Genomic DNA, 21514 nt, shown 5'->3' with positions numbered 1-21514 from the left:
AGCTTGTTCAAAAGCGCCTCCTCGGAGTCGTCGGTCTACTTGTGGGCGACGACGATATGAAATTTGATGAGCACTTCGTCGGCGACGATCGACGTGTCCTTCCACTCGCCGGTGCCGATGTCGAAGGCGAGCCGGTGAATCGGCAGCGTGCCGTCGAAGGTCTGTGTCGCGCCCTGCTGCGTGAGCACGACGGGCACGGCCACGTTCTGCGTATGCCCCTTGATCGTCAGTTTGCCGCTCACGCTGTACTGGTTCGTTCCGGTCGGCGCGATGGCCGTCGAGACGAACGTTGCCTGCGGGAACGTCTTCGCGTCGAACCATTCAGGTCCGTGCACCGAATCGTTGTAGGTCGGGTCTCCCAGATCATAGCTCGCCGTGTCGACCGTGATCTTCGCGCTGCCGCTCGCGGGTTTGGCCGGATCGAAGTTGATCTGCGCGTCGAACTTCGTGAAGCTGCCCTGGACCGGCACGTTCATCTGGCGCGAGACGGCGACGATCGTGCTCTTCGCCGCGTCGAGCTGTGCATGGGCGGCACCGCCCGCGAGCAGTGCCGCGGCGGCGCCGGCCCACACTGCCGCGGCCCCGGCCGCCGGGCGCCACCGGTATGAACGAATCCACCTCGACAAGGCTTCCATGATCGTCTCGCTTTGATTGCGTAGGCATTGGCTTCGTGGATGGGCAGCGGCCACCTTGCGCAGCCATGCATGCTCCATGCCCGAAAGATAATCCAAATCGGGTGACAGCAAACATCTACAGATAAGGGCCGGGTCCCCGCCCGCGCTCGCGCACGCTCACGGCGCAAACGTGGCACACTCGCAGCCCGTTCGCCGCCCATGCGAGCGCCGCGTGACCGGCTAACCCGCGGCTTACCCCGCGGCTGATCCCGCAGCAGCCCCGCCAGCCGCCCCGTCGGAAGTCCGCGGCTCGTTCCGGTACGCCGCCGGGCGCGTTTGGTAACATGGCGCGAAGCGCTGTCGGCACCTTCCGGACTGTGTGCCGCCGCAGCGCGTCCCTCGTTCACGTCGTTTTGCGTCACCTGCCCGCATGGCCCAGGACAAACTCATCGCGTGTCACGATTGCGACGCGCTCTACCGCAGACCGCGGCTGCTCGGCCGCCAGACGGCGCGTTGCTCGCGCTGCGGCGCCACGCTCTACAGCAGCGCCGCGTCCCAGCTCGACCGCATCTGCGCCATCACGGTCGCGGCGCTCGTCACCTTCATCATCGCCCAGTCGTTCCCGATCATCGAGCTCGATGCGAACGGTATCACTACGGAGTCGAGCCTGTTCGGCGCCCTCGTGGTGCTGTGGCACGAGGACATGGAGATCATCGCGGTGATCGTCTTCTGCGCAACCATCCTCTTTCCGCTCACGGAGATGGTGGCGCTGCTCTACGTCCTGCTGCCGGTGCGGCGCGGCTTCATTCCACCGGGCTTCAACTACGTGCTGCGCGCCATCCAGTTCGTGCGGCCCTGGGGCATGCTCGAGGTCTTCATGCTAGGCGTGCTCATCACCATCGTGAAAATGGTGAGCCTTGCGCGCGTGATTCCCGAAACCGCGCTCTTCGCCTTCGGCGCGCTCACGCTGATGTTCACCGTGGTCGTCACGTTCGATGCGCGCACGCTCTGGGACATCGCCGACGGGCTGCGCGACGCCGCACGTGCGGCGCGCGAGGGCGGCGCGGGTCCGGGCGGTCTCGCGCGTGACGCCGGTCCGGGCGGACCGCACGCGCCGCCTTCGCCCGCCGCGCCGTCACCGGCTGCGGCCCACCCGCTCTCCGAGCCCGAAATCCGCGAGCCCGGTGCACGTGCGCAAGACCCGGCGCCGCCGCGCGGCGGCCCGCTCCCCAAGGGGCCCCGATGAAATACCAGACCGCCGCCGACGCCGGCTACGTCTCCTGCCACGCCTGCGGGCACGTGCAGCCACACGTGCGCGCACTGAGGCACGTGCGCTGCGCACGCTGCGGCTCGCCCGTGCACGAGCGCCACCCGGACAGCATCATGCGCACGTGGGCGCTCCTGATTGCCGCGGCGCTGCTCTACATCCCCGCGAACCTGCTGCCTGTGATGCATACGGCCTCGCTCGTCGGCGACGAGGACGACACCATCATGAGCGGCGTGGTCTACTTCTGGACCTCGGGCGACTGGCCGCTCGCCGTGATCGTCTTTATCGCCAGTATTCTCGTGCCCATGCTCAAGCTTTCGGTGCTCGCGCTGCTCGCGTTCACCTCGCAGCGCGGCTCGACATGGCGGCCCGTGGAACGCACGAAGCTGTTCCGGCTCGTCGAATTCATCGGGCGCTGGTCGATGCTCGATGTGTTCGTTGTCACGCTAACGGTGGCGCTGGTACGCTTCCAGTCGCTTGCGGTCATCACGGCGGGCCCCGGCGCGATTGCGTTCGGCTCGGTCGTGATCCTGACGATGATCGCCTCGATGCAGTTCGATCCACGCTTGATCTGGGATCCGGTGGACGAAGACAAACACAAACCTGCGCAACACTCTCAGGATCAACCCCATGAATAGTCCGAAAGGACCGACCCCGCCCAATCTGCCGGAGCCGGAGATCGTCAAGCCGCGGCGCTGGTTGCCCTCGCTCGTCTGGATCGTGCCGATCGTCGCGGCGCTGATCGGCGTGGCGCTCGTCGTGAAGTCGGTCGCCACGCGCGGCCCGACCATCACGATCAGCTTCGTGAGCGCCGAAGGCCTCGAGCCCGGCAAGACCAAGGTCAAGTACAAGGACGTGGACATCGGGTCGGTGCGCGCGATCAAGCTCTCGCCCAACCTTTCGCATGTGATCGTCACGGTCGAACTCACCAAGGACGCCGAACGCTTCGCTGTGAAGGACAGCCGCTTCTGGGTCGTGCGCCCGCGCGTGGGCGCAAGCGGCGTCTCGGGCCTCACCACGCTGCTCTCGGGCTCGTATATCGGCGCGGACGCCGGCCGCTCGCAGGAATCGCAAAGCGACTTCGTCGGGCTGGAAGCGCCGCCTGCCGTGACCATCGACGAGAAGGGGCATCGCTACACACTGCATAGCGCGACGCTCGGCTCGCTCGACATCGGCACGCCGATCTTCTACCGGCGAATTCAGGTAGGCCAGGTGACGGGCTATTCGCTCGACAAGGACGGCACCGGCGTGACGGTCCAGGTATTCGTGAGCGCGCCCTTCGACCAGTACGTGGGCACCAATACGCGCTGGTGGCACGCGAGCGGCGTGAATGTGCAGCTCGATTCGAACGGCATCAAGGTCAACACACAGTCGCTCGCCACGATCGTCGTGGGCGGCCTCGCGTTCCAGGCCCCGGCCGGGCAGTCCATGGGCCCGCAAGCACCCGACAGCGCCACGTTCGCGCTCGCCTCCGACGAAACCGAGGCGATGCGCGAGCCGGACGGCGCGCCGCAACGCGTGGTCATGTACTTCAACCAGTCGTTGCGCGGCCTTTCGGTCGGCGCGCCGGTCGATTTCCGCGGCATCGTGCTCGGCCAGGTGACCGACATCGGCATCGAGTACGACCCGAAACAGCACAACTTCACGATGCCCGTGACGATCGACCTCTACCCGCTGCGCCTGTCGCGCCGCATCCGCGGCGAGACACCCGCGCCGCATACGCCGCAAAGCCAGGAGCTGATCAGGCGGCTCGTCGCACGCGGCCTGCGCGGCCAGTTGCGCACCGGCAACCTGATCACCGGGCAGCTTTATGTCGCGCTCGACATCTTCCCGAAGGCGGGCCCCGCGGCGGTCGATTTCAACCACGACCCGCTCGAGCTGCCCACGGTGCCGAACTCGCTCGAAGAACTGCAGCTGCAGGTCGCGGACATTGCGAAGAAGCTCGATCAGATTCCGTTCGACAAGATCGGCAACAACCTGAACGAGTCGCTCAAGAACGCGAACCAGCTGTTCGGCAAGGTGAACGACCAGATCCTGCCGCAGCTGCAAGGCACGCTCGACGAAGCGCAGAAGACCTTCAGCGCCGCACAGTCCACGCTGCAGCAGGATTCGCCGCTGCAGTCCGACGTGCACCAGGCGATGCAGGAACTCACGCGTACGCTGCAATCGCTCAACGCGCTCTCCGATTATCTGGAGCGCCATCCCGAATCGCTGCTGCGCGGCAAATCTGGAGACAAGCCATGACGTTCCGACGCGTCCCCGCCCTTGCCACGCTCGGCGCGCTGGTCATCGCAGCCGCGTTGGCGGGCTGCAGTTCGCCCGCCAGCCGGTTCTACACGCTCAGCCCGAGCGACGATACGGCTCGCACGGCCGCCGCGCCGAGCGCGGGCAACGCCCAGTGGCTGATCGAACTGGCGCCTGTCGATGTGCCGCCGCAGGTGGCGAAGGCACAGTTCGTCGTGCAAACCGACGCGAACCAGGTGCGCGTACTCGAGCAGGAGCGCTGGTCCTCGATGCCCGGCGACGAGATCCGCCGGGCGCTCTCGGGCGACCTCACACAGCAGCTCGGCACCATCGACGTGTACGGCTCGCCGCATCCCGAGGGCGTGCCCGTGTATCGCGTGAGCGTGAACGTGCAGCGCTTCGAATCGTGGCCGGGCTCGCATGCGCTCATCGACGCCGTATGGAGCGTACGCGCGCTCGACACGCAAACGGTCCTGACCTGCCGCAGCGTGCTCAACGAGAAGGTGGGCGACGGCTACGACGCGCTCGTCATCGGCCACCGGCAGGCGGTCGAGGCGCTCTCGCAGTCGATCGCGAGCGGCGTGCGCGCGCTCGCGGCTGCGCCGCGCGTAAGCGTGGCGGCGAATGGCGCGAAGGCTGGCGCGCGCGCGAAGCCGGCGCCGAGCGTCGCCTGTCCGCAGATGGCGGCCGCCGGCGGCTGAGGCGGCGGTTTTCGCTGGCGCGGTCCTGCGGCGTATCTGATTTCCACGCCCGAGGGCGATCCGGAGCCAATAACGCCCGCCAGCGGCGCTTTCGGAAGAGGCGCCAGGGACGAGGCAAATGGCGGCCAAATGCGGCATCGAGCGCACTCCAGGGGAGCCGGCGGCATGCACGTCTGGCCACGCCCGCAACCCGCGTACAATAGCGCCTTCCCCGCAGCGTCCCATCCTCCTTCATGTCTTTCGATTTCTTTGCCCCCTGCCCGCGCGGCCTCGAAGCCGCGCTCGCCGCCGAACTGGCCGAAACCGCGCAACGGCGCCTGCCGCCCGGCGCACTCGAGGTCGGCGCAGAAGTGCCCGGCGGCGTGCATTTCCGCGGCAACTGGGCCGGCGGCATCGCCGCCAACCTGCATTCGCGCATCGCGAGCCGCGTACTCCTGAAGATCGCCCAGCGCCCGTATCGCAGCGAACAGGACATCTATGCGCTCGCGCGCGAGCAGCAGTGGGAGAAGTGGTTCTCGGCGAACGAGACGATCCGCATCGACATCACCGCGATCAAGTCGCCGCTGCGCAGCCTCGAATTCGCCACGCTGCGCGTGAAGGACGCGATCTGCGACCGCATGCGCGACAAGTCCGGTGCGCGTCCGAGCGTCGACACCGCGTTTCCCGATGTGCGCGTCTTCGCCTTCCTCACGGCGAACGAATGCACGCTCTATCTCGACACCTCGGGCGAGCCGCTCTTCAAGCGCGGCTGGCGTCTGGATAAGGGCGCCGCCCCGCTGCGCGAGAACCTCGCCGCGGGCATCCTGCGCCTCACGGGCTGGACGCCCGGCACGCCGCTCTATGACCCGATGTGCGGCAGCGGCACCTTCCTCGCGGAAGCCGCGCAAGTCGCGCTCGACATCGCGCCGGGGCTCGATCGCCGCTTCGGCTTCGAGTCGCTCAAGCAGGCCGACATGGCCGCGTGGCGGCACCTCAAGAGCGAGGCGAACACGGCGCGCAATCTCGCGCAAAGCAAGACCGGCGACCTGCTGATTTACGGCAGTGACATCTCCGACGTCATGCTGGAAAAGGCGCGCGCGAACTTCAAGCGCGCGGGCTTCGGCAGCGTGACGCTCAAGCAGCTCGACGCGCGCAACATGACGCCGCCCTCGGCTGCGCCCGGCATTCTCGTGGCGAATCCGCCGTACGGCGAGCGTATCGAGGTGCGCGGCCGCAATGCGCGCGGCGAGGCACGCCCGACGGCGCGCGAGCTGCGCGGCGACGATGACGAAGGGTTTCGCCGCGCCAAGGACGAGGCGCCCGACGCCGAGTTCTTCCAGGCGCTCGGCGACGCGCTCAAGCAGCGCTTCACGGGCTGGCGAGCATTCGTCCTCACCTCGGACCGCAAGCTGCCGGGCCAGCTGCGCCTGCGCGAAGCCGCCAAGACGCCGCTCTACAACGGCGCGCTCGAATGCCGCCTGTTCCGCTTCGACCTGATCGCGGGCAGTGTGCGCCAGCGTCCGGCCAGCGGCGGCGCGAATCCCGCCGCCGGCAACGACGACGCCAGCTGACATTGGCAAACGCGCACGGCGGGTGACGCTCCCACCCGCCGCCTAGGTGCGCGGCACGACGCGTCAAACCTACTGACAACACGCTGTCAGCAGCCCCCTGGCACACTGCTTCTACGCCATCCGGCGAGGCTGCCGCCGCCCGGCTGCCGCCATTCAACGTCCGCCGTTGTCTTCGAGGAGCTGCACCGTGTCTACCGATCTGTCCCGTGTGATCTCGTGGTTCGAAATTCCCGCGCACGACCTGGAGCGTGCCGCCCGCTTTTACGAAACCGCCTTCGACACCGCGCTGCAGCGCGAAGTAGTCGGCGGCGTGCCGATGGCGCTGTTCGCTCACACCGATACTGAAACCGGCGGTTGCATCGTGTTCAATCCGCATGACGCCAAGCCCGACCCGAAGGGCGTGCTCGTCTATCTGAACGCGCAGCCATCGGTCACGGCCGTGCTCGACCGGGTGCAAAAAGCCGGCGGCAAGCAGCAAGGGCCCGCCGTGGAGTTGCCGAACAACTACGGCTATATCGGCTTCTTCATCGATACCGAAGGCAACCGCGTCGGTCTGCACGCGCCGAAGCTCGGTTAAAGCCTCAGCCGGGCGCCGCGCGCGCCCGGCGCTATCATCTGTGCTTATCCCCGTCACCGCGCCCGCCTACGCGACCGCCCTGCCATGAGCCGCCGTGCCGACCGCCTTTTTCGCATCGCCGAACTGCTACGCGGCCGGCGTCTCACCACCGCCCAGCAACTGGCCGGCTGGCTCGAAGTCTCGCCGCGCACGGTCTATCGCGACGTGCGCGACCTGCAGCTCTCGGGCGTGCCGATCGAGGGCGAGGCGGGCATTGGCTACCGGCTCGCGCGCACGGCGAGTCTGCCGCCGCTCACCTTCACCGCTGACGAACTCACCGCGCTCGCCGTGGGTGCGCGCATGGCCGAATCGTGGGGCGGCGCGGCGCTCGCAAGCGGCGCACGCGGCGCGCTCGCGAAAATCGCCGCCGCGATGCCGGCGGAAAAGCGCGCCGTGCTGGAACGGCTCGCCGTGTTCGCGCCGGCGTATCACATGGATCATGCGTTCTCAGACAAGCTCGACGCGCTGCATCGCGCCGTCGACACCCGGCTCGTCGTGCGCTTCGCGTACTGCGACCGCATCGGCGCGCATACGGAGCGACGCATCTGGCCGCTTGGGCTCGTGTACTGGGGCGCGCAATGGACCGTGGGCGCGTGGTGCGAAATGCGCGAGGACTTCCGCAACTTCAACATCGCGCGCATGGAGAACGTGGAAGTGCTCGAGCAGTTTCCCGATGTGAGCGGGCGCCGCCTGGCCGACTATCTGCGCCGCGTGAATGCGCCTTCGCTGTGAGCGGTCAACACGGCCGCAATTGAAAAAGGCGCGCATCGCTGCGCGCCTTTCGCGTGGGTTCGATGCACGCAGCGCTTACTCCACCGCCTTCACCATCTCCTCGATCACCTTCTTCGCGTCGCCGAACACCATCATGGTTTTATCCATGTAGAAGAGTTCGTTGTCGAGACCCGCGTAACCGGCCGCCATCGAGCGCTTGTTCACGATGATCGTGCGCGCCTTGTACGCCTCGATGATCGGCATGCCCGCGATCGGCGACTTCGGATCGTTCTTCGCCGCCGGATTCACCACATCGTTCGCGCCGAGCACGAGCACGACATCGGTCTGGCCGAACTCGTTGTTGATGTCCTCCATCTCGAACACCATGTCGTAGGGCACTTCGGCTTCCGCGAGCAGCACGTTCATGTGGCCCGGCATGCGGCCCGCCACCGGGTGGATCGCGTAGCGCACGTCCACGCCCTTTTCGACGAGCTTGTCGGTGAGTTCCTTCAACGCATGCTGCGCACGCGCCACGGCGAGACCATAACCCGGCACGATCACGACGCTTTCGGCGTTGCCGAGCATGAACGCCGCATCATCGGCCGAACCCGACTTCACCGGACGCTGCTCCTGCGCCCCACCCGCCGCCGCCGCGCCCGCTTCGCCGCCGAAGCCGCCCAGCAGCACGTTGAAGAACGAGCGGTTCATCGCGTGGCACATGATGTACGACAGAATCGCGCCCGAGGAGCCCACCAGCGACCCCGCGATGATCAGCATGGCGTTGTTCAGCGAGAAGCCGATGCCCGCCGCCGCCCAGCCCGAGTACGAGTTCAGCATCGAGACGACCACCGGCATGTCCGCGCCGCCGATCGGGATGATGATGAGCACGCCCAGCGCGAACGCGATCAGCGTCATGATGATGAACGGCAGCCACGACTGCGTGAGGAAGAACAGGACGCCGAAGCCGACCATGCCAAGCGCGAGGAACAGGTTGATCAGATGCTGGCCCGGATAGACCACCGGCGCGCCCTGGAACAGCCTGAACTTGTACTTCCCGGAGAGCTTGCCGAAGGCGATCACGGAACCCGAGAACGTGATCGCACCCACGAACGTGCCGATGAACAGCTCGATGCGGTTGCCATATGGCAGGAAGCCCGGATACGGCGCGTCTTCTGCAACCAGTCCGAACGCTGCCGGTTCGGAGACGACCGCATACGCAATGCACACCGCCGCCAGACCGATCAGCGAGTGCATGGCCGCGACGAGTTCGGGCATCTTCGTCATCTCGACGCGCGCGGCGACATAGGCCCCGAGGCCGCCGCCCACCACGAGCGCCGCGAACAGCAGCGCAAGACCGAGGCCAAGGTTCGAGCCGAACTGTGCGGACTGCTTCACGATCAGGGCAAGGGTGGTGAGAATGGCGATGGCCATACCGACCATGCCGAACACGTTGCCGGCGCGCGCGCTCTTCGGATTCGACAGCCCCTTGAGCGCCTGGATGAAGCAGACCGACGCCACCAGATAAAGCAGCGTAACGACGTTCATGCTCATTTACGCGCCCTCCTTGCTGCCAGGGGCGGAGAGCTTTTTTGGCTCCTTCTTGCGGAACATCTCCAGCATTCGCCTCGTGACGAGGAACCCGCCGAACACGTTCACGGCCGCGAGCAGCACGGCGAACGTGCCGAAGAACTTGCCCGGTCCGCCCACGGTCAGGCCCGTGGCGAGCATCGCGCCGACGATCACGATCGCGGAAATGGCATTGGTCACGGCCATGAGCGGCGTATGCAGCGCGGGCGTGACGTTCCAGACCACGTGGTAGCCGACGTACACGGCCAGCACGAAGATGATCAGGTTGATGACGGTATGGTTGATGACTTCCATTGTTGGTCTCCTCCTCGTCATGCCTTGCGCGTGACCTGGCCGTCGCGGGCCAGCAGCGTGGCCGCGACGATGTCGTCCGCGAGATCGATGTTGAGCGTGCCTTCCTTCGTGACGATCAGCTTCAGGAAGTCGAGCAGGTTGCGCGCGTAGAGCGCGGAGGCGTCGGCGGCGACCATCGAGGCGAGATTCGTGTAGCCGCAGATCTGCACGCCGTGGTGCGTCACCACCTTGTCCGCCTCGGTGAGCGGGCAGTTGCCGCCGCGTCGCCCACTTGCCTCGTCCGCAACAGGACCGCGTCCTGCCGCGAGGTCGATCACCACCGATCCCGGCTTCATTGCCTGCACGGTCTCCGAAGGCAGCAGCGTAGGCGCGTCGCGGCCGGGAATCAGCGCGGTCGAGATGACGATATCCGCCTGCTTCGCGCGCTCGTGCACCAGCGCCGACTGGCGTGCCAGCCACGATGGCGGCATGGGCCGGGCATAGCCGCCCACGCCAACGGCCGCGTCGCGTTCCTCATCGGTTTCATAGGGCACGTCGAGGAATTTGCCGCCGAGCGACTCGATCTGCTCCTTCACGGCCGGGCGCACGTCCGAGGCCTCGATCACCGCACCCAGGCGCCGCGCCGTGGCAATGGCCTGCAAGCCCGCCACGCCCGCGCCGAGAATCAGCACGCGCGCGGCTTTCACCGTACCGGCGGCGGTCATGAGCATCGGCATGAAGCGCGGATAGAGGGTCGAGGCCACGAGCACCGCCTTGTACCCGGCGATGTTGGCCTGCGACGAAAGCACGTCGAGGCTTTGCGCGCGCGTGGTGCGCGGCGCGGCTTCGAGCGAGAAGGCCGTCACGCCTGCCTCGGCAAGTTTCGCGGCGTTCTCCGCATTAAAGGGATCGAGCATGCCCACCAGCACCGCACCGCGCTTCATGAACGGCAATTCGCTGACGGTGGGCGACTGGACCTTGAGCACGAGGTCCGCACCGAAGGCAGCGGCCGCATCGGCGACCTGCGCGCCCACGGCCGTGTAGGCCTCGTCGAGATAACTCGCGCCGGTGCCGGCGCCGGCCTGGATCGTGACCGTGTGGCCCTGGGCGACGTACTTCCTGACTGTCTCCGGCGTCGCGGCCACGCGGGTTTCGTTCGCCCGGGTTTCTGCGGGCACTCCGATATGCATCGTTGTTTCCTCCTCGACCTTCTTGTTCTAGCTGTTCTGGCTCGAATCGAGCGAAGGGAGGCCGACAAACGGCGTTCAAGCGCCGGCATCCATTGCAACGGCAAACGACGGCACCACTTTAACCGAAAGCAGCGGCGGCTTTGTAGCGGGAATTGCCCGTTTTTGTGCGATGCACACAACACGCTCTGTCGTCCGACCGGACGGTCGGCAGTGCCAGGCGAGCCGGGCCGCGCCCCTGTGGGGTCCGATCCGGCCCCGGGCAGCGTTCGCGCCGTCCCGGTAAAATACCGCCCCATGAATGAGGAAACCTGGGCACCCCACGTCACCGTGGCCGCGATCGTCGAGCGCGACGGGCGTTTTCTGCTCGTCGAGGAGCACACGAGCGCCGGACTGCGTCTGAACCAGCCCGCCGGCCATCTGGAAGCGGGAGAGACGCTGCACGAGGCCGTGGTGCGAGAAACGCTCGAGGAAACCGCGCATGCGTTCACGCCGGAAGCGCTGGTCGGCGTGTATATGACGCACTTCGGCAAGCCAGACGAGAGCGGTGCGACGTACGTGCGCTTCACGTACTGCGGCAGCGTCGCGGCCGAGGCGGAAAACCGCGCGCTCGATCCGGATATCGTCCGCACGGTGTGGATGAGCGTGGACGAGCTGCGCGCGGCGAGCGAGCGCCATCGCACGCCGCTCGTGATGCGCTGTGTCGACGATTACCTCGCTGGCAAGCGCGTGCCGCTGGATTTCATCCAGACGCACGCGACGGCGCCGAAAGCGGCGCCCAAGGCAGCACCCAGGATGAACTAAGGCAGCAACGAAATGAGCAAACGTAAGGTCGTGGTAGGCATGTCGGGCGGCGTCGATTCGTCGGTTACCGCATGGCTGCTCAAGGAGCAGGGATTCGACGTCGTCGGTCTCTTCATGAAGAACTGGGAAGACGATGACGACGGCGAGTACTGCTCGACGCGCCAGGACTGGATCGACGTGGTGTCGGTCGCGGACCTGATCGGCATCGACGTCGAGGCCGTGAACTTCGCCGCCGAATACAAGGACCGCGTGTTCGCGGAGTTCCTGCGCGAGTATTCCGCGGGGCGCACGCCGAACCCGGACGTGCTCTGCAACGCCGAGATCAAGTTCAAGGCCTTTCTCGACCACGCCATGTCGCTCGGCGCGGAAACGATCGCCACGGGCCACTATGCGCGCGTGCGCCAGAACGAGAGCAACGGACGTTTCGAACTGCTGAAGGCGCTCGACCACACGAAAGATCAGTCGTACTTCCTGCACCGCCTGAACCAGGCGCAGCTGTCGAAGACGATGTTCCCGCTCGGCGAGATCCCCAAGACGAAGGTGCGCGAGATCGCCGAGAAGATCGGCCTGCCGAACGCAAAAAAGAAGGATTCCACAGGAATCTGCTTCATTGGCGAGCGGCCGTTCCGCGACTTCCTCAACCGCTATCTGCCGACCCAACCCGGCCCGATGATGACGCCCGATGGCCAGGTCGTGGGCGAGCATATCGGCCTCGCGTTCTATACGTTCGGGCAGCGCAAGGGCATTGGCCTTGGCGGCAGCAAGGACGGCAGCGGCGATCCGTGGTTCGTGGCGGGCAAGGACATGGCCTCGAACACGCTCTACGTCGTGCAGGGCCACGATCATCCGTGGCTGCTCGCGCACGAGCTACGCGCAGGCAACGTGAGCTGGGTGGCGGGCGAGCCGCCGGCGCAAGACCACGCATGCGGCGCGAAAACGCGCTATCGCCAGGCCGATGCACCCTGCTCGTTCCATACCGCAGACGAATTCGGCGCGGGCCAGTTCACGCTGCGCTTTCCCGACGCGCAATGGGCCGTGACGCCCGGCCAGTCGGCGGTGCTCTATGACGGCGACGTGTGCCTGGGCGGCGGCATCATCGAGGCGGTGACGACGCTCGCGCCGCACGTGCCTGCCGTGTTGCCGCCCGAAGCGCCGAAGAAAAAGAAACGCGTACCGCGCAAGAAGCCCGCGGCGGCGACGACCGCGTGACGCAAGCAGCGTCAGGCAAAACGTAAGAAAACACCGCGCGGCGCCCAGGGCGCCGCGTTTTTTTATCAGCCTTTCGACGCCTGCCTCACGCCGCTCAACCGGCTTTGCCCGCTTCCCGGCCAGATTCACGAACTTGCGGCATCATTCCCGCAAGCCGCGCCCAGCAACCGCGCGGCTGACGCGCACCGCCCCCTTTACGAGAGGAGAGCAGGCGCGCGCATTACATCAAGTTCGAGGAGTTCCCCCAATGTTTTCCCGACGTTATCTCGCCATGTGGGGCGCGGTGCTGCTGCTCGCGGCCTGTGCTGCCGCGGCCGCGCTCCATCACCTGTCGTGGTACTGCGTGATCGTGCCCGCGCTGCTCGTCGCGCTCGGCCTCTACGACATGTTCCAGGAACGCCACGCGATCCTGCGCAACTACCCGATCTGGGGTCATCTGCGCTTTCTGTTCGAGTTCGTGCGGCCCGAAATCCGCCAGTACTTCGTCGAGGATGACACCGACGAAAAGCCGTTCTCGCTCGCCCAGCGCAGCCTCGTCTACCAGCGCGCGAAGAACGCGGTGGACAGCCGTCCGTACGGCACCGAACTCGACGTGAAGGCCGTGGGCCACGAGTGGATCAGCCATTCGCTCGCGCCCACCAAGCTCGCAGGCAGCGACTTCCGCGTGCTCGTGGGCGCCAACCGCGCGCAACCGTACTCGATGTCGATCTTCAACATCTCGGCGATGAGCTTCGGCGCGCTCTCCGCGAACGCCATCCGCGCGCTCAACATGGGCGCGAAGAAAGGCGGCTTCGCGCACGACACCGGCGAAGGCTCGATGTCGAAGTATCACCGCGAGAATGGCGGCGACATCATCTGGGAGATCGCCTCGGGCTACTTCGGCTGCCGCAACGACGACGGCACCTTCAGCGCCGAGAAATTCCAGCGCCTCGCGAACGAGCCGCAGGTGAAGATGATCGAGGTGAAGCTCTCGCAAGGCGCGAAGCCCGGCCACGGCGGCATGCTGCTCGCGGCGAAGGTCACGCCCGAGATCGCCGAAACGCGCGGCATTCCCATCGGCAAGGATTGCGTCTCGCCCGCGCGCCACTCGGAGTTTTCCACTCCGCGCGGCCTGCTCGAATTCGTCGAGCGCCTGCGCAAGCTCTCGGGCGGCAAACCCACGGGCTTCAAGCTATGCATCGGCCATCCGTGGGAGTTTTTCGGCATCGCCAAGGCGATGCTGGAAACCGGCATCCTGCCCGACTTCATCGTCGTGGACGGCGCGGAAGGCGGCACGGGCGCAGCGCCGCTCGAATTCACCGATCACATCGGCACGCCGCTGCAGGAAGGGCTGCTTCTCGTGCACAACACGCTCGTGGGCATCGGCCTGCGCGACAAGATCAAGATCGGCGCGAGCGGCAAGATCATCACCGCGTTCGATATCGCGCGCACGCTCGCGATCGGCGCGGACTGGGTGAATTCGGCGCGCGGCTTCATGTTCGCCGTGGGCTGCATCCAGGCGCAGAAGTGCCACTCGGACCGCTGCCCCACCGGCGTCGCCACGCAAGACCCCGTGCGCCAGCGCGCGCTGAACGTGCCGGACAAGGGCGAGCGCGTCTTCAACTTCCATCACAACACGCTGCACGCGCTGCAGGAGCTGATTCAGGCCGCCGGTCTCGCGAGCCCTTCGGATCTGCGTGCGCATCACATCGTGCGGCGCGTGTCGTCGTATGAAGTGAAGCTGATGTCGGAACTGCTCAAGTACCTGAAGCCCGGCGATCTGCTCGAAGGCCGCTATTGCTATCAGCTGTATGAGAAGTGGTGGCCGGTTGCGCGCAGCGATTCGTTCGCGCCGGCTGAGGAGAAGATCGTCTGAGGAAGGCGATCCGCGACTTGAACGAAAACGCCCGACGGCACGCGATGCCGTCGGGCGTTTTCGTTTAAGTGACGTGAGCTGCAGATCGACTGGACGTCAGCCTTGCGGCACCGTGTCGACGAACGACTGACGCTGCGAGAGCTTCTCGAAGTGGCGCGCGAGATTCGGATGCGCCTCGCGCCAGTTCAGCTCCGGCATGCGGAAGTCGAGATAGCCGAGCGCGCAGCCCACGGCAATATCCGCGATCGAGTAGCGGTTGCCCGCGCACCACGGGCTGCCGTCGAGCCCCTTGGCCATCGCGGTCAGGCTTTCGTGGATCTTGCGCTCCTGGCGCTTCACCCACGCCTCGTTGCGCTGCTCCGGCGTGCGCTGCGTGCCTTCGAGGCGGATCAACACGGTGGCGTCGAGCATACCGTCGGCGAGCGCCTCCCAGCAACGCACTTCGATACGCTCACGTCCTGCGGGCGGAATCAGCTTGGCCACGGGGGAGAGCATGTCGACGTACTCGCAGATCACGCGCGAGTCGAACACGGCCTCGCCGTCGTCCATCACGAGACACGGAACTTTGCCGAGCGGGTTGAAATCGTGAATCGCCGTTTCCTCGCCCCACACGTTTTCGAGCACCAGCTTGTAGTCGATTTTCTTTTCGGCGAGCGTGATCCGCGCCTTGCGGACGTACGGGCTGCCGAGCGAACCGATAAGTTTCATACCACCTGCCTTTTCTGGAATCCGGCCGAAGTATACGTTGGATTCGCGTTTTTCTGACGCGCCGGTTGTTGCAGTGCAGGATTTTTCCTACAAATAATGTCAGCGAGAGACAACACCCGGCAACAGCGGCAAGCGGGTCGGGGCGCCGCGAGCCAGCGCGTCCGTTTGTAGCCAGCGCTACAATCTCACGATGGACTCGACCCTCAAGCAAAGCGCCCCGGCCGCCTCGAGCGAAGCCCAACCTGCGGCCAGCGTGGCCGACGCAGCCGACATGCAGCGCGGCCCCGACGGCGGCGCAGCGCTCTATCGCGCGCGCCGCGAACGTGTGCTTGCGGCGCTGCGGGCGCAAGGCGGCGGAGTCGCGCTCGTGCAGACCGCGCCCGAAGCGCTGCGCAATCGCGACGCGGACTATCCCTATCGGCACGACAGCTACTTCTACTACCTCACCGGCTTCACGGAGCCCGAGGCGCTGCTCGTGCTCGACGCGAACGCGGGCGAGAACCAGCCCGCCGCCATCCTGTTCTGCCGCGCGAAGAACGTCGAGCGCGAAACGTGGGAAGGCTTTCGCTTCGGCCCCGACGCCGCGCGCGAAGCGTTCGGCTTCGACGCCGCGTTTCCTGCCGACGAACTCGATGCGCGCATCCCGCAGCTCATCGCCAACCGTCCGGCGCTGCACTACGCGCTCGCGGCCTCCGATCGCTTCGACGCGCAGGTGAAGCGCTGGATCGACGCGGTACGCGCACAGGGGCGCAGCGGCGTCACGGCGCCGGCCGCCGCGTACGACCTGCTGCCGCTGCTCGACGACATGCGCGTATTCAAGGACGCGCACGAACTCGACACGATGCGCCGCGCCGCGAAGATCTCGGCGCTCGCGCACGTTCGCGCGATGCAGACATGCCGGCCCGGCATGCGCGAATACGAGATCGAGGCGGAATTGCTCTACACGTTCCGCAAGCACGGCGCGCAGGCGCCCGCCTACGGCTCGATCGTCGCGGCGGGCGCGAACGCGTGCGTGCTGCACTACCCCGCGGGTAACGCGGTGGCACGCGAGGGTGACCTCGTGCTGATCGACGCGGCGTGCGAGTTGAACGGCTATGCCTCGGACATCACCCGCACGTTCCCCGCGAGCGGCCGCTTCACGAGCGCGCAACGCGAGCTTTACGACATCGTGCTCGCCGCGCAGCAGGCCGCTATCGACGCCACGCGCGCCGGCGTGAATTTCGAGGCGCCGCACGACGCCGCGGTGCGCGTGCTCGCGCAGGGGCTGCTCGATACCGGCATCATCGACCGGCAGCGCTTTGCGAGCGTCGACGACGTGATCGCCGAGCGCGCCTACGCGCGCTTCTATATGCATCGCACCGGGCACTGGCTCGGCATGGATGTGCACGACGCGGGCGATTATCGTGAACGCGGTGAACGCGGCGTTGCGGCAAGCGCCGAAAAGCCCGACGCCCCGCCGCCGTGGCGCACGCTGCGCGCCGGCATGGCGCTCACGATCGAGCCTGGCCTCTACATCCGCGCGGCCGAGGACGTGCCCGAGCGCTACTGGGACATCGGCATCCGCATCGAAGACGACGCCATCGTCACCGAAACGGGCTGCGAGTTGATCACGCGCGGCGTGCCCGTTGCCGCCGATGAAATCGAAGCGCTCATGCAGGACGCGCAACGCGGCGCGTGATGCAGACGGCAAACGCAGAGGCGAAGTTTCAACACGAAGCGAAGCAAACGACATGAACGCAGTTTCCGGCAGCGCGAACGACACCCCAACCGGCGCGAACGCGCACGCCCATTTCGACCACGACGTGACGATCGTCGGCGCGGGGCCGGTGGGTCTCGCGCTCGCGGGTTGGCTCGCGCGGCGCAGCGCCACGCAAGGGCTCTCGATTGCGCTGATCGACGCGCGCGAACCCGAGGACAGCGCCGGCGACCCGCGCGCCATCGCCGTTTCGCAGGGCAGCCGCACGCTGCTCGAAGCGCTCGCGTGGCCGCACGACGCCACGCCCATCGAGCGCATCCATGTTTCGCAGCGCGGCCATTTCGGGCGCACGCTGATCGACCGCCACGACTACGACTTGCCCGCGCTCGGCTACGTGGCGCGCTACGGCGCGATCGTTCAGGCGCTCGCGCAGGCCGTGCGCGGCACGCAGGTGCACTGGCTGCATCACACGCAGGCGCACGATCCCGTCGTGGAGAACGACGGCGTGACGCTGCCGGTCGTGAGCGCGGGCGTCGAGCGGCATCTGCGCACGCGCATCCTCGTGAACGCCGAAGGCGGCCTGTATCGCACGCCGCCGCAACGCGACGCGCAAGCCGAGACCGAAGAGGCCGACGAGGCCAATACAAAGGCCGCACCGCCGGCCGCCGAAACCAAACGCACGCGCGACTACGGGCAAACGGCGCTGGTCGGCGTGGTGACACTTGCCGCCCCGCAGCCGCACGTCGCGTGGGAGCGCTTCACGAACGAAGGCCCGATCGCGCTCCTGCCGATGGGCGGCGTGCGCGGCGCGGATTACGCGCTGGTATGGTGCTGCTCCCCTGCCCAGGCCGAGCGCCGTGCGCAGCTCTCGGACGCCGATTTCCTCGCCGAACTCAGCGTGGCGTTCGGCGCGCGCATGGGTCGCTTCACGCAGATTCACGGCCGCGCGGCCTTTCCGCTCGGCCTGAACGCGCTCGACGCGCTCGTTTCCGGCCACGGCCGCATCGCGGCGGTCGGCAATGCGGCACAAACACTGCATCCGGTGGCGGGCCAGGGCCTCAATCTCGGCCTGCGCGACGCCCACGCCCTTGCCGATTCGCTCGCGCAGCACGGCGCCACGCCGCGCGCGCTCGCCGAGTTCGCGGGCCGCCGCGCGTTCGACCGGCGCATGACGATCGGCGCGACGGATACGCTTGCACGCCTGTTCACCGTCGATTTCGGCCCGCTCGCCGCGCTGCGCGGACTCGCACTCACGGCGCTCGAATTCGCACCGCCCGTGAAGACGGCGCTCGCGCGGCAGATGATGTTCGGGCAGCGGAGTTGAGGCAGCGCACTGAGGAGCGAACTAAGGGTCGCATCGCTTTTCTTTGGCCGCAGCAACACGGCTCCAGGACAAGACCAGGGTCCGCGCTGCGCGACCTCGCATCCCGCTTACGCTAAAATACGCGTTTCCCCTTTTTCAAATTCACGCCGTTCGCCGCGCGACCCGGATTGCCATCCGGGTCGCGGCACCGGCCTCGCCCGCGCGTCATGTTCACTATCGGCCGTCACACCTTGCGTAATAACCTGTTCGTCGCCCCCATGGCGGGTGTCACGGACCGGCCGTTCCGCCAGCTGTGCAAGCGCCTCGGCGCGGGCTATGCGGTCTCCGAAATGGTCGCGTCCAACGCGCAGCTCTGGAAGAGCGAAAAGACCATGCGCCGTGCCAATCACGCCGGCGAGGTGGAACCCATCTCCGTGCAGATCGCCGGGGCCGATCCGGAAATGATGGCCGAAGCCGCGCGCTACAACGTCGCGAACGGCGCGCAGATCATCGACATCAACATGGGCTGCCCGGCCAAGAAGGTCTGCAACGTCGCGGCCGGCTCGGCGCTCTTGCAGAACGAACCGCTCGTCGCACGCATCGTCAAGGCCGTGGTCGACGCCGTGGGCGTGGGCCCCGACGCCGTGCCCGTCACGCTCAAGATCCGCACGGGCTGGGACCGCGACAACCGCAACGCGCTCACCATTGCGCGCATTGCCGAGGAAAGCGGCATCGCCATGCTCACCGTGCACGGCCGCACGCGCGCCGACCTCTATCACGGTGAAGCGGAGTACGAAACGATTGCCGCGGTTAAAGCTGCCGCGCGCATTCCAGTGGTCGCGAACGGCGACGTTACGTCGCCGCAAAAGGCGCGCGAGGTCCTCGCGCTCACGGGCGCCGACGCCATCATGATCGGCCGCGCGGCGCAGGGGCGCCCGTGGCTGTTCCGCGAAATCGAGCATTTTCTGGCGACCGGCGAGCTGCTGCCGCCGCCGCGCGTGGACGAAATCCAGTCGATCATGAACGAGCATCTGGAGGACCACTACGCGTTTTATGGGGAATTTACGGGCGTGCGTACTGCGCGCAAGCATATCGGCTGGTACACTCGCGGCCTTTGCGGCGCCAATACGTTCCGGCATCGCATGAATACGCTGGACACCACGCGCGAGCAGCTCGTCGCCGTCAACCAGTTCTTCGACGAACAAAAGGCGCGCTCCGAGCGCCTCGTCTACGTCGACGACGAGAACAACGACAGCGACGGCAGCGACGAATCAACCGATCGACTGGCAGCATGAGCAAGCACAACATCGAACAATCCGTCCGCGAGAGCCTTGGCATCTACTTCCAGGACCTCGACGGCAGCAATCCGCACGACGTCTACGAAATGGTGATAGCGTGCGTCGAAAAACCGATGCTCGAGGTGGTGCTCGAGCAGGCAGGCGGCAATCAGTCGCTCGCCGCCGAGTTTCTCGGCATCAACCGCAACACGCTGCGCAAGAAGCTCCAGCAGCACGGCCTGCTGTAACGCCGCTGCGTTTTTCTGGACCTTCGGCGCGGACCCCTCGATCTCTCGGCAATCTACCTCGTTATCCATCATGATCAGGCAAGCGCTCATCTCCGTTTCCGATAAGGCCGGCATCGTCGACTTCGCGAAGTCGCTGTCGGACCTCGGCGTCAAGATCCTCTCGACCGGCGGCACCGCGAAACTGCTCGCGGACGCGGGCCTTTCCGTCACCGAAGTGGCCGACTACACGGGCTTTCCGGAAATGCTCGATGGGCGCGTGAAAACGCTGCACCCGAAGGTGCACGGCGGCATCCTCGCGCGCCGCGACCTGCCCGAGCACATGGCCGCGCTCGAAAAGCACGACATCCCGACGATCGACCTGCTGGTCGTGAACCTCTACCCGTTCGTCCAGACAGTGTCGAAGGAAGAGTGCACGCTCGAAGACGCGATCGAGAACATCGATATCGGCGGCCCGACCATGCTGCGCTCGGCGGCGAAGAACCATCGCGACGTGACCGTGGTGGTCGACCCGGCCGACTACGCGAAGGTGCTGGAAGAGATGCGCGCGAACGGCAACACCGTGAGCTACGCCACGAACTTCCGCCTCGCGACCAAGGTGTTCTCGCACACGGCGCAGTACGACGGCGCGATCACGAACTACCTCACGAGCCTCACCGAAGCGCTCGAGCACAAGTCGCGCAACACCTACCCGGCCGTGCTGAACCTCGCGTTCGACAAGGTCCAGGACCTGCGCTACGGCGAAAACCCGCACCAGAGCGCCGCGTTCTACCGCGACCTCACGACGCCCGCCGGCGCGCTCGCGAACTACACGCAGCTGCAGGGCAAGGAACTCTCGTACAACAACATCGCCGACTCGGACGCGGCATGGGAATGCGTGAAGACGTTCGACGCCCCGGCCTGCGTGATCATCAAGCACGCGAATCCGTGCGGCGTGGCGATCGGCGCGAACGCGCTCGAAGCCTACTCGAAGGCGTTCCAGACCGACCCGACCTCGGCGTTCGGCGGCATCATCGCGTTCAACCGCGAAGTGGACGAAGCCGCGGCTCAGGCCGTGGCGAAGCAGTTCGTCGAAGTGCTGATCGCGCCGTCGTTCTCGGAAGCCGCGAAGGCCGTGTTCGCCGCGAAGCAGAACGTGCGTCTGCTCGAGATCGCGCTCGGCAACGGCCATAACGCGTTCGACCTCAAGCGCGTGGGTGGCGGCCTGCTCGTGCAATCGCTCGACGCGAAGAACGTGCAGCCGCACGAACTGCGCGTGGTGACGAAGCGCCACCCCACGCCGAAGGAAATGGATGACCTGCTGTTCGCATGGCGCGTCGCGAAGTTCGTGAAGTCGAACGCCATCGTGTTCTGCGCGAACGGTATGACGATGGGCGTGGGCGCGGGCCAGATGAGCCGCGTGGACTCGGCGCGCATCGCCAGCATCAAGGCTGAAAACGCGGGCCTCAAGCTCGCGGGCACGGCAGTCGCCTCGGACGCGTTCTTCCCGTTCCGCGACGGCCTCGACGTGGTGGTGAACGCGGGCGCGACCTGCGTGATCCAGCCGGGCGGCTCGATGCGCGACGACGAAGTGATCGCCGCCGCCGACGAGCACAACATCGCGATGGTGATGACGGGCATCCGCCACTTCCGTCACTGATCTTCGCCGCCCTGGTTGCGTGCGGCGC

Annotated in this window: 19 protein-coding genes and 1 pseudogene; 15 read left to right on the top strand and 5 right to left on the bottom strand. The window is 66.6% G+C overall.

What is annotated here, in order from left to right:
• Positions 1-35: 35 nt before the first annotated feature.
• Positions 36-635, bottom strand: coding sequence for a YceI family protein (locus A3CW_RS0101460; protein ID WP_081771478.1), 600 nt, complete (start codon positions 633-635; stop codon positions 36-38).
• Between the two features lie 409 nt (positions 636-1044).
• Here A3CW_RS0101460 and A3CW_RS44810 point away from each other — a divergent pair, with 409 nt between their 5' ends.
• The 7 genes and pseudogenes from A3CW_RS44810 to A3CW_RS0101425 form a co-directional block, all read left to right on the top strand.
• On the top strand, positions 1045-1860 hold the full coding sequence (locus A3CW_RS44810) for a paraquat-inducible protein A (protein ID WP_081771477.1): 816 nt from the start codon (positions 1045-1047) through the stop codon (positions 1858-1860).
• On the top strand, positions 1857-2519 hold the full coding sequence (locus tag A3CW_RS0101450) for a paraquat-inducible protein A (protein ID WP_028201979.1): 663 nt from the start codon (positions 1857-1859) through the stop codon (positions 2517-2519). The genes A3CW_RS44810 and A3CW_RS0101450 overlap by 4 nt, the downstream gene beginning before the upstream one ends.
• The gene (locus A3CW_RS0101445; protein ID WP_028201978.1) at positions 2512-4125 is read left to right on the top strand and encodes a PqiB family protein; all 1614 of its coding nucleotides are present in this window, start codon (positions 2512-2514) and stop codon (positions 4123-4125) included. Before A3CW_RS0101450 ends, A3CW_RS0101445 begins: the two co-directional genes overlap by 8 nt.
• Positions 4122-4826, top strand: a complete 705-nt coding sequence (locus A3CW_RS0101440) for a PqiC family protein (protein ID WP_028201977.1) — start codon at positions 4122-4124, stop codon at positions 4824-4826. The genes A3CW_RS0101445 and A3CW_RS0101440 overlap by 4 nt, the downstream gene beginning before the upstream one ends.
• Positions 4827-5059: 233 nt before the next feature.
• Positions 5060-6376, top strand: coding sequence for a THUMP domain-containing class I SAM-dependent RNA methyltransferase (locus A3CW_RS0101435; protein WP_028201976.1), 1317 nt, complete (start codon positions 5060-5062; stop codon positions 6374-6376).
• Between the two features lie 187 nt (positions 6377-6563).
• Positions 6564-6953: a VOC family protein gene (locus A3CW_RS0101430; RefSeq protein WP_028201975.1), complete on the top strand. Its 390-nt coding sequence runs from the start codon at positions 6564-6566 to the stop codon at positions 6951-6953.
• Positions 6954-6995: 42 nt separating this feature from the next.
• Positions 6996-7724 (top strand): annotated as a pseudogene (locus A3CW_RS0101425) (helix-turn-helix transcriptional regulator); the annotation flags it as partial.
• Positions 7725-7799: 75 nt separating this feature from the next.
• Here the strand turns inward: A3CW_RS0101425 and A3CW_RS0101420 are convergent.
• From A3CW_RS0101420 to A3CW_RS0101410, 3 genes are read right to left on the bottom strand one after another with little or no spacing between them, the layout of a single operon-like run.
• Complete coding sequence (locus A3CW_RS0101420; protein ID WP_028201973.1) at positions 7800-9254, bottom strand: NAD(P)(+) transhydrogenase (Re/Si-specific) subunit beta; 1455 nt, start codon at positions 9252-9254, stop codon at positions 7800-7802.
• On the bottom strand, positions 9255-9584 hold the full coding sequence (locus A3CW_RS0101415; RefSeq protein ID WP_028201972.1) for an NAD(P) transhydrogenase subunit alpha: 330 nt from the start codon (positions 9582-9584) through the stop codon (positions 9255-9257). It lies immediately after the preceding gene.
• A 17-nt stretch (positions 9585-9601) separates the two neighbouring features.
• A complete protein-coding gene (locus tag A3CW_RS0101410) occupies positions 9602-10753 on the bottom strand; it encodes a Re/Si-specific NAD(P)(+) transhydrogenase subunit alpha (RefSeq protein WP_028201971.1) in 1152 nt (383 codons plus the stop codon).
• Between the two features lie 294 nt (positions 10754-11047).
• On the opposite strand from A3CW_RS0101410, the gene A3CW_RS0101405 reads away from it, so the two are divergent.
• From A3CW_RS0101405 to A3CW_RS0101395, 3 genes are all read left to right on the top strand, one after another.
• Positions 11048-11554, top strand: coding sequence for an NUDIX hydrolase (locus A3CW_RS0101405; RefSeq protein ID WP_028201970.1), 507 nt, complete (start codon positions 11048-11050; stop codon positions 11552-11554).
• A gap of 12 nt (positions 11555-11566) precedes the next feature.
• On the top strand, positions 11567-12763 hold the full coding sequence (gene mnmA, locus A3CW_RS44805) for a tRNA 2-thiouridine(34) synthase MnmA (RefSeq protein ID WP_051481091.1): 1197 nt from the start codon (positions 11567-11569) through the stop codon (positions 12761-12763).
• Between the two features lie 247 nt (positions 12764-13010).
• Positions 13011-14618, top strand: coding sequence for an FMN-binding glutamate synthase family protein (locus tag A3CW_RS0101395; RefSeq protein ID WP_028201969.1), 1608 nt, complete (start codon positions 13011-13013; stop codon positions 14616-14618).
• A 96-nt stretch (positions 14619-14714) separates the two neighbouring features.
• Here the strand turns inward: A3CW_RS0101395 and A3CW_RS0101390 are convergent, their stop codons facing one another.
• Positions 14715-15326: a glutathione S-transferase C-terminal domain-containing protein gene (locus A3CW_RS0101390; RefSeq protein ID WP_028201968.1), complete on the bottom strand. Its 612-nt coding sequence runs from the start codon at positions 15324-15326 to the stop codon at positions 14715-14717.
• Positions 15327-15597: 271 nt separating this feature from the next.
• Here A3CW_RS0101390 and A3CW_RS0101385 point away from each other — a divergent pair, with 271 nt between their 5' ends.
• The 5 genes from A3CW_RS0101385 to purH all read left to right on the top strand — a co-directional run bounded on the left by A3CW_RS0101385 (position 15598) and on the right by purH (position 21486).
• Complete coding sequence (locus A3CW_RS0101385; protein ID WP_028201967.1) at positions 15598-17004, top strand: aminopeptidase P N-terminal domain-containing protein; 1407 nt, start codon at positions 15598-15600, stop codon at positions 17002-17004.
• 52 nt (positions 17005-17056) lie between these two features.
• Positions 17057-18346, top strand: coding sequence for a UbiH/UbiF/VisC/COQ6 family ubiquinone biosynthesis hydroxylase (locus A3CW_RS0101380; RefSeq protein WP_028201966.1), 1290 nt, complete (start codon positions 17057-17059; stop codon positions 18344-18346).
• Between the two features lie 206 nt (positions 18347-18552).
• On the top strand, positions 18553-19620 hold the full coding sequence (gene dusB / locus A3CW_RS0101375; protein ID WP_028201965.1) for a tRNA dihydrouridine synthase DusB: 1068 nt from the start codon (positions 18553-18555) through the stop codon (positions 19618-19620).
• Positions 19617-19850 (top strand): Fis family transcriptional regulator, encoded by a 234-nt coding sequence (locus A3CW_RS0101370; RefSeq protein ID WP_028201964.1) that lies wholly within the window; start codon positions 19617-19619, stop codon positions 19848-19850. Before dusB ends, A3CW_RS0101370 begins: the two co-directional genes overlap by 4 nt.
• Positions 19851-19920: 70 nt before the next feature.
• On the top strand, positions 19921-21486 hold the full coding sequence (gene purH, locus A3CW_RS0101365; RefSeq protein WP_028201963.1) for a bifunctional phosphoribosylaminoimidazolecarboxamide formyltransferase/IMP cyclohydrolase: 1566 nt from the start codon (positions 19921-19923) through the stop codon (positions 21484-21486).
• Positions 21487-21514: the final 28 nt, after the last annotated feature.

It is taken from the genome of Paraburkholderia nodosa DSM 21604 (genome assembly GCF_000519185.1).
GTDB lineage: Bacteria > Pseudomonadota > Gammaproteobacteria > Burkholderiales > Burkholderiaceae > Paraburkholderia > Paraburkholderia nodosa.
Note: the sequence above shows the minus strand (reverse complement) of the source record. Positions and strands in the feature narration are given on the sequence as shown.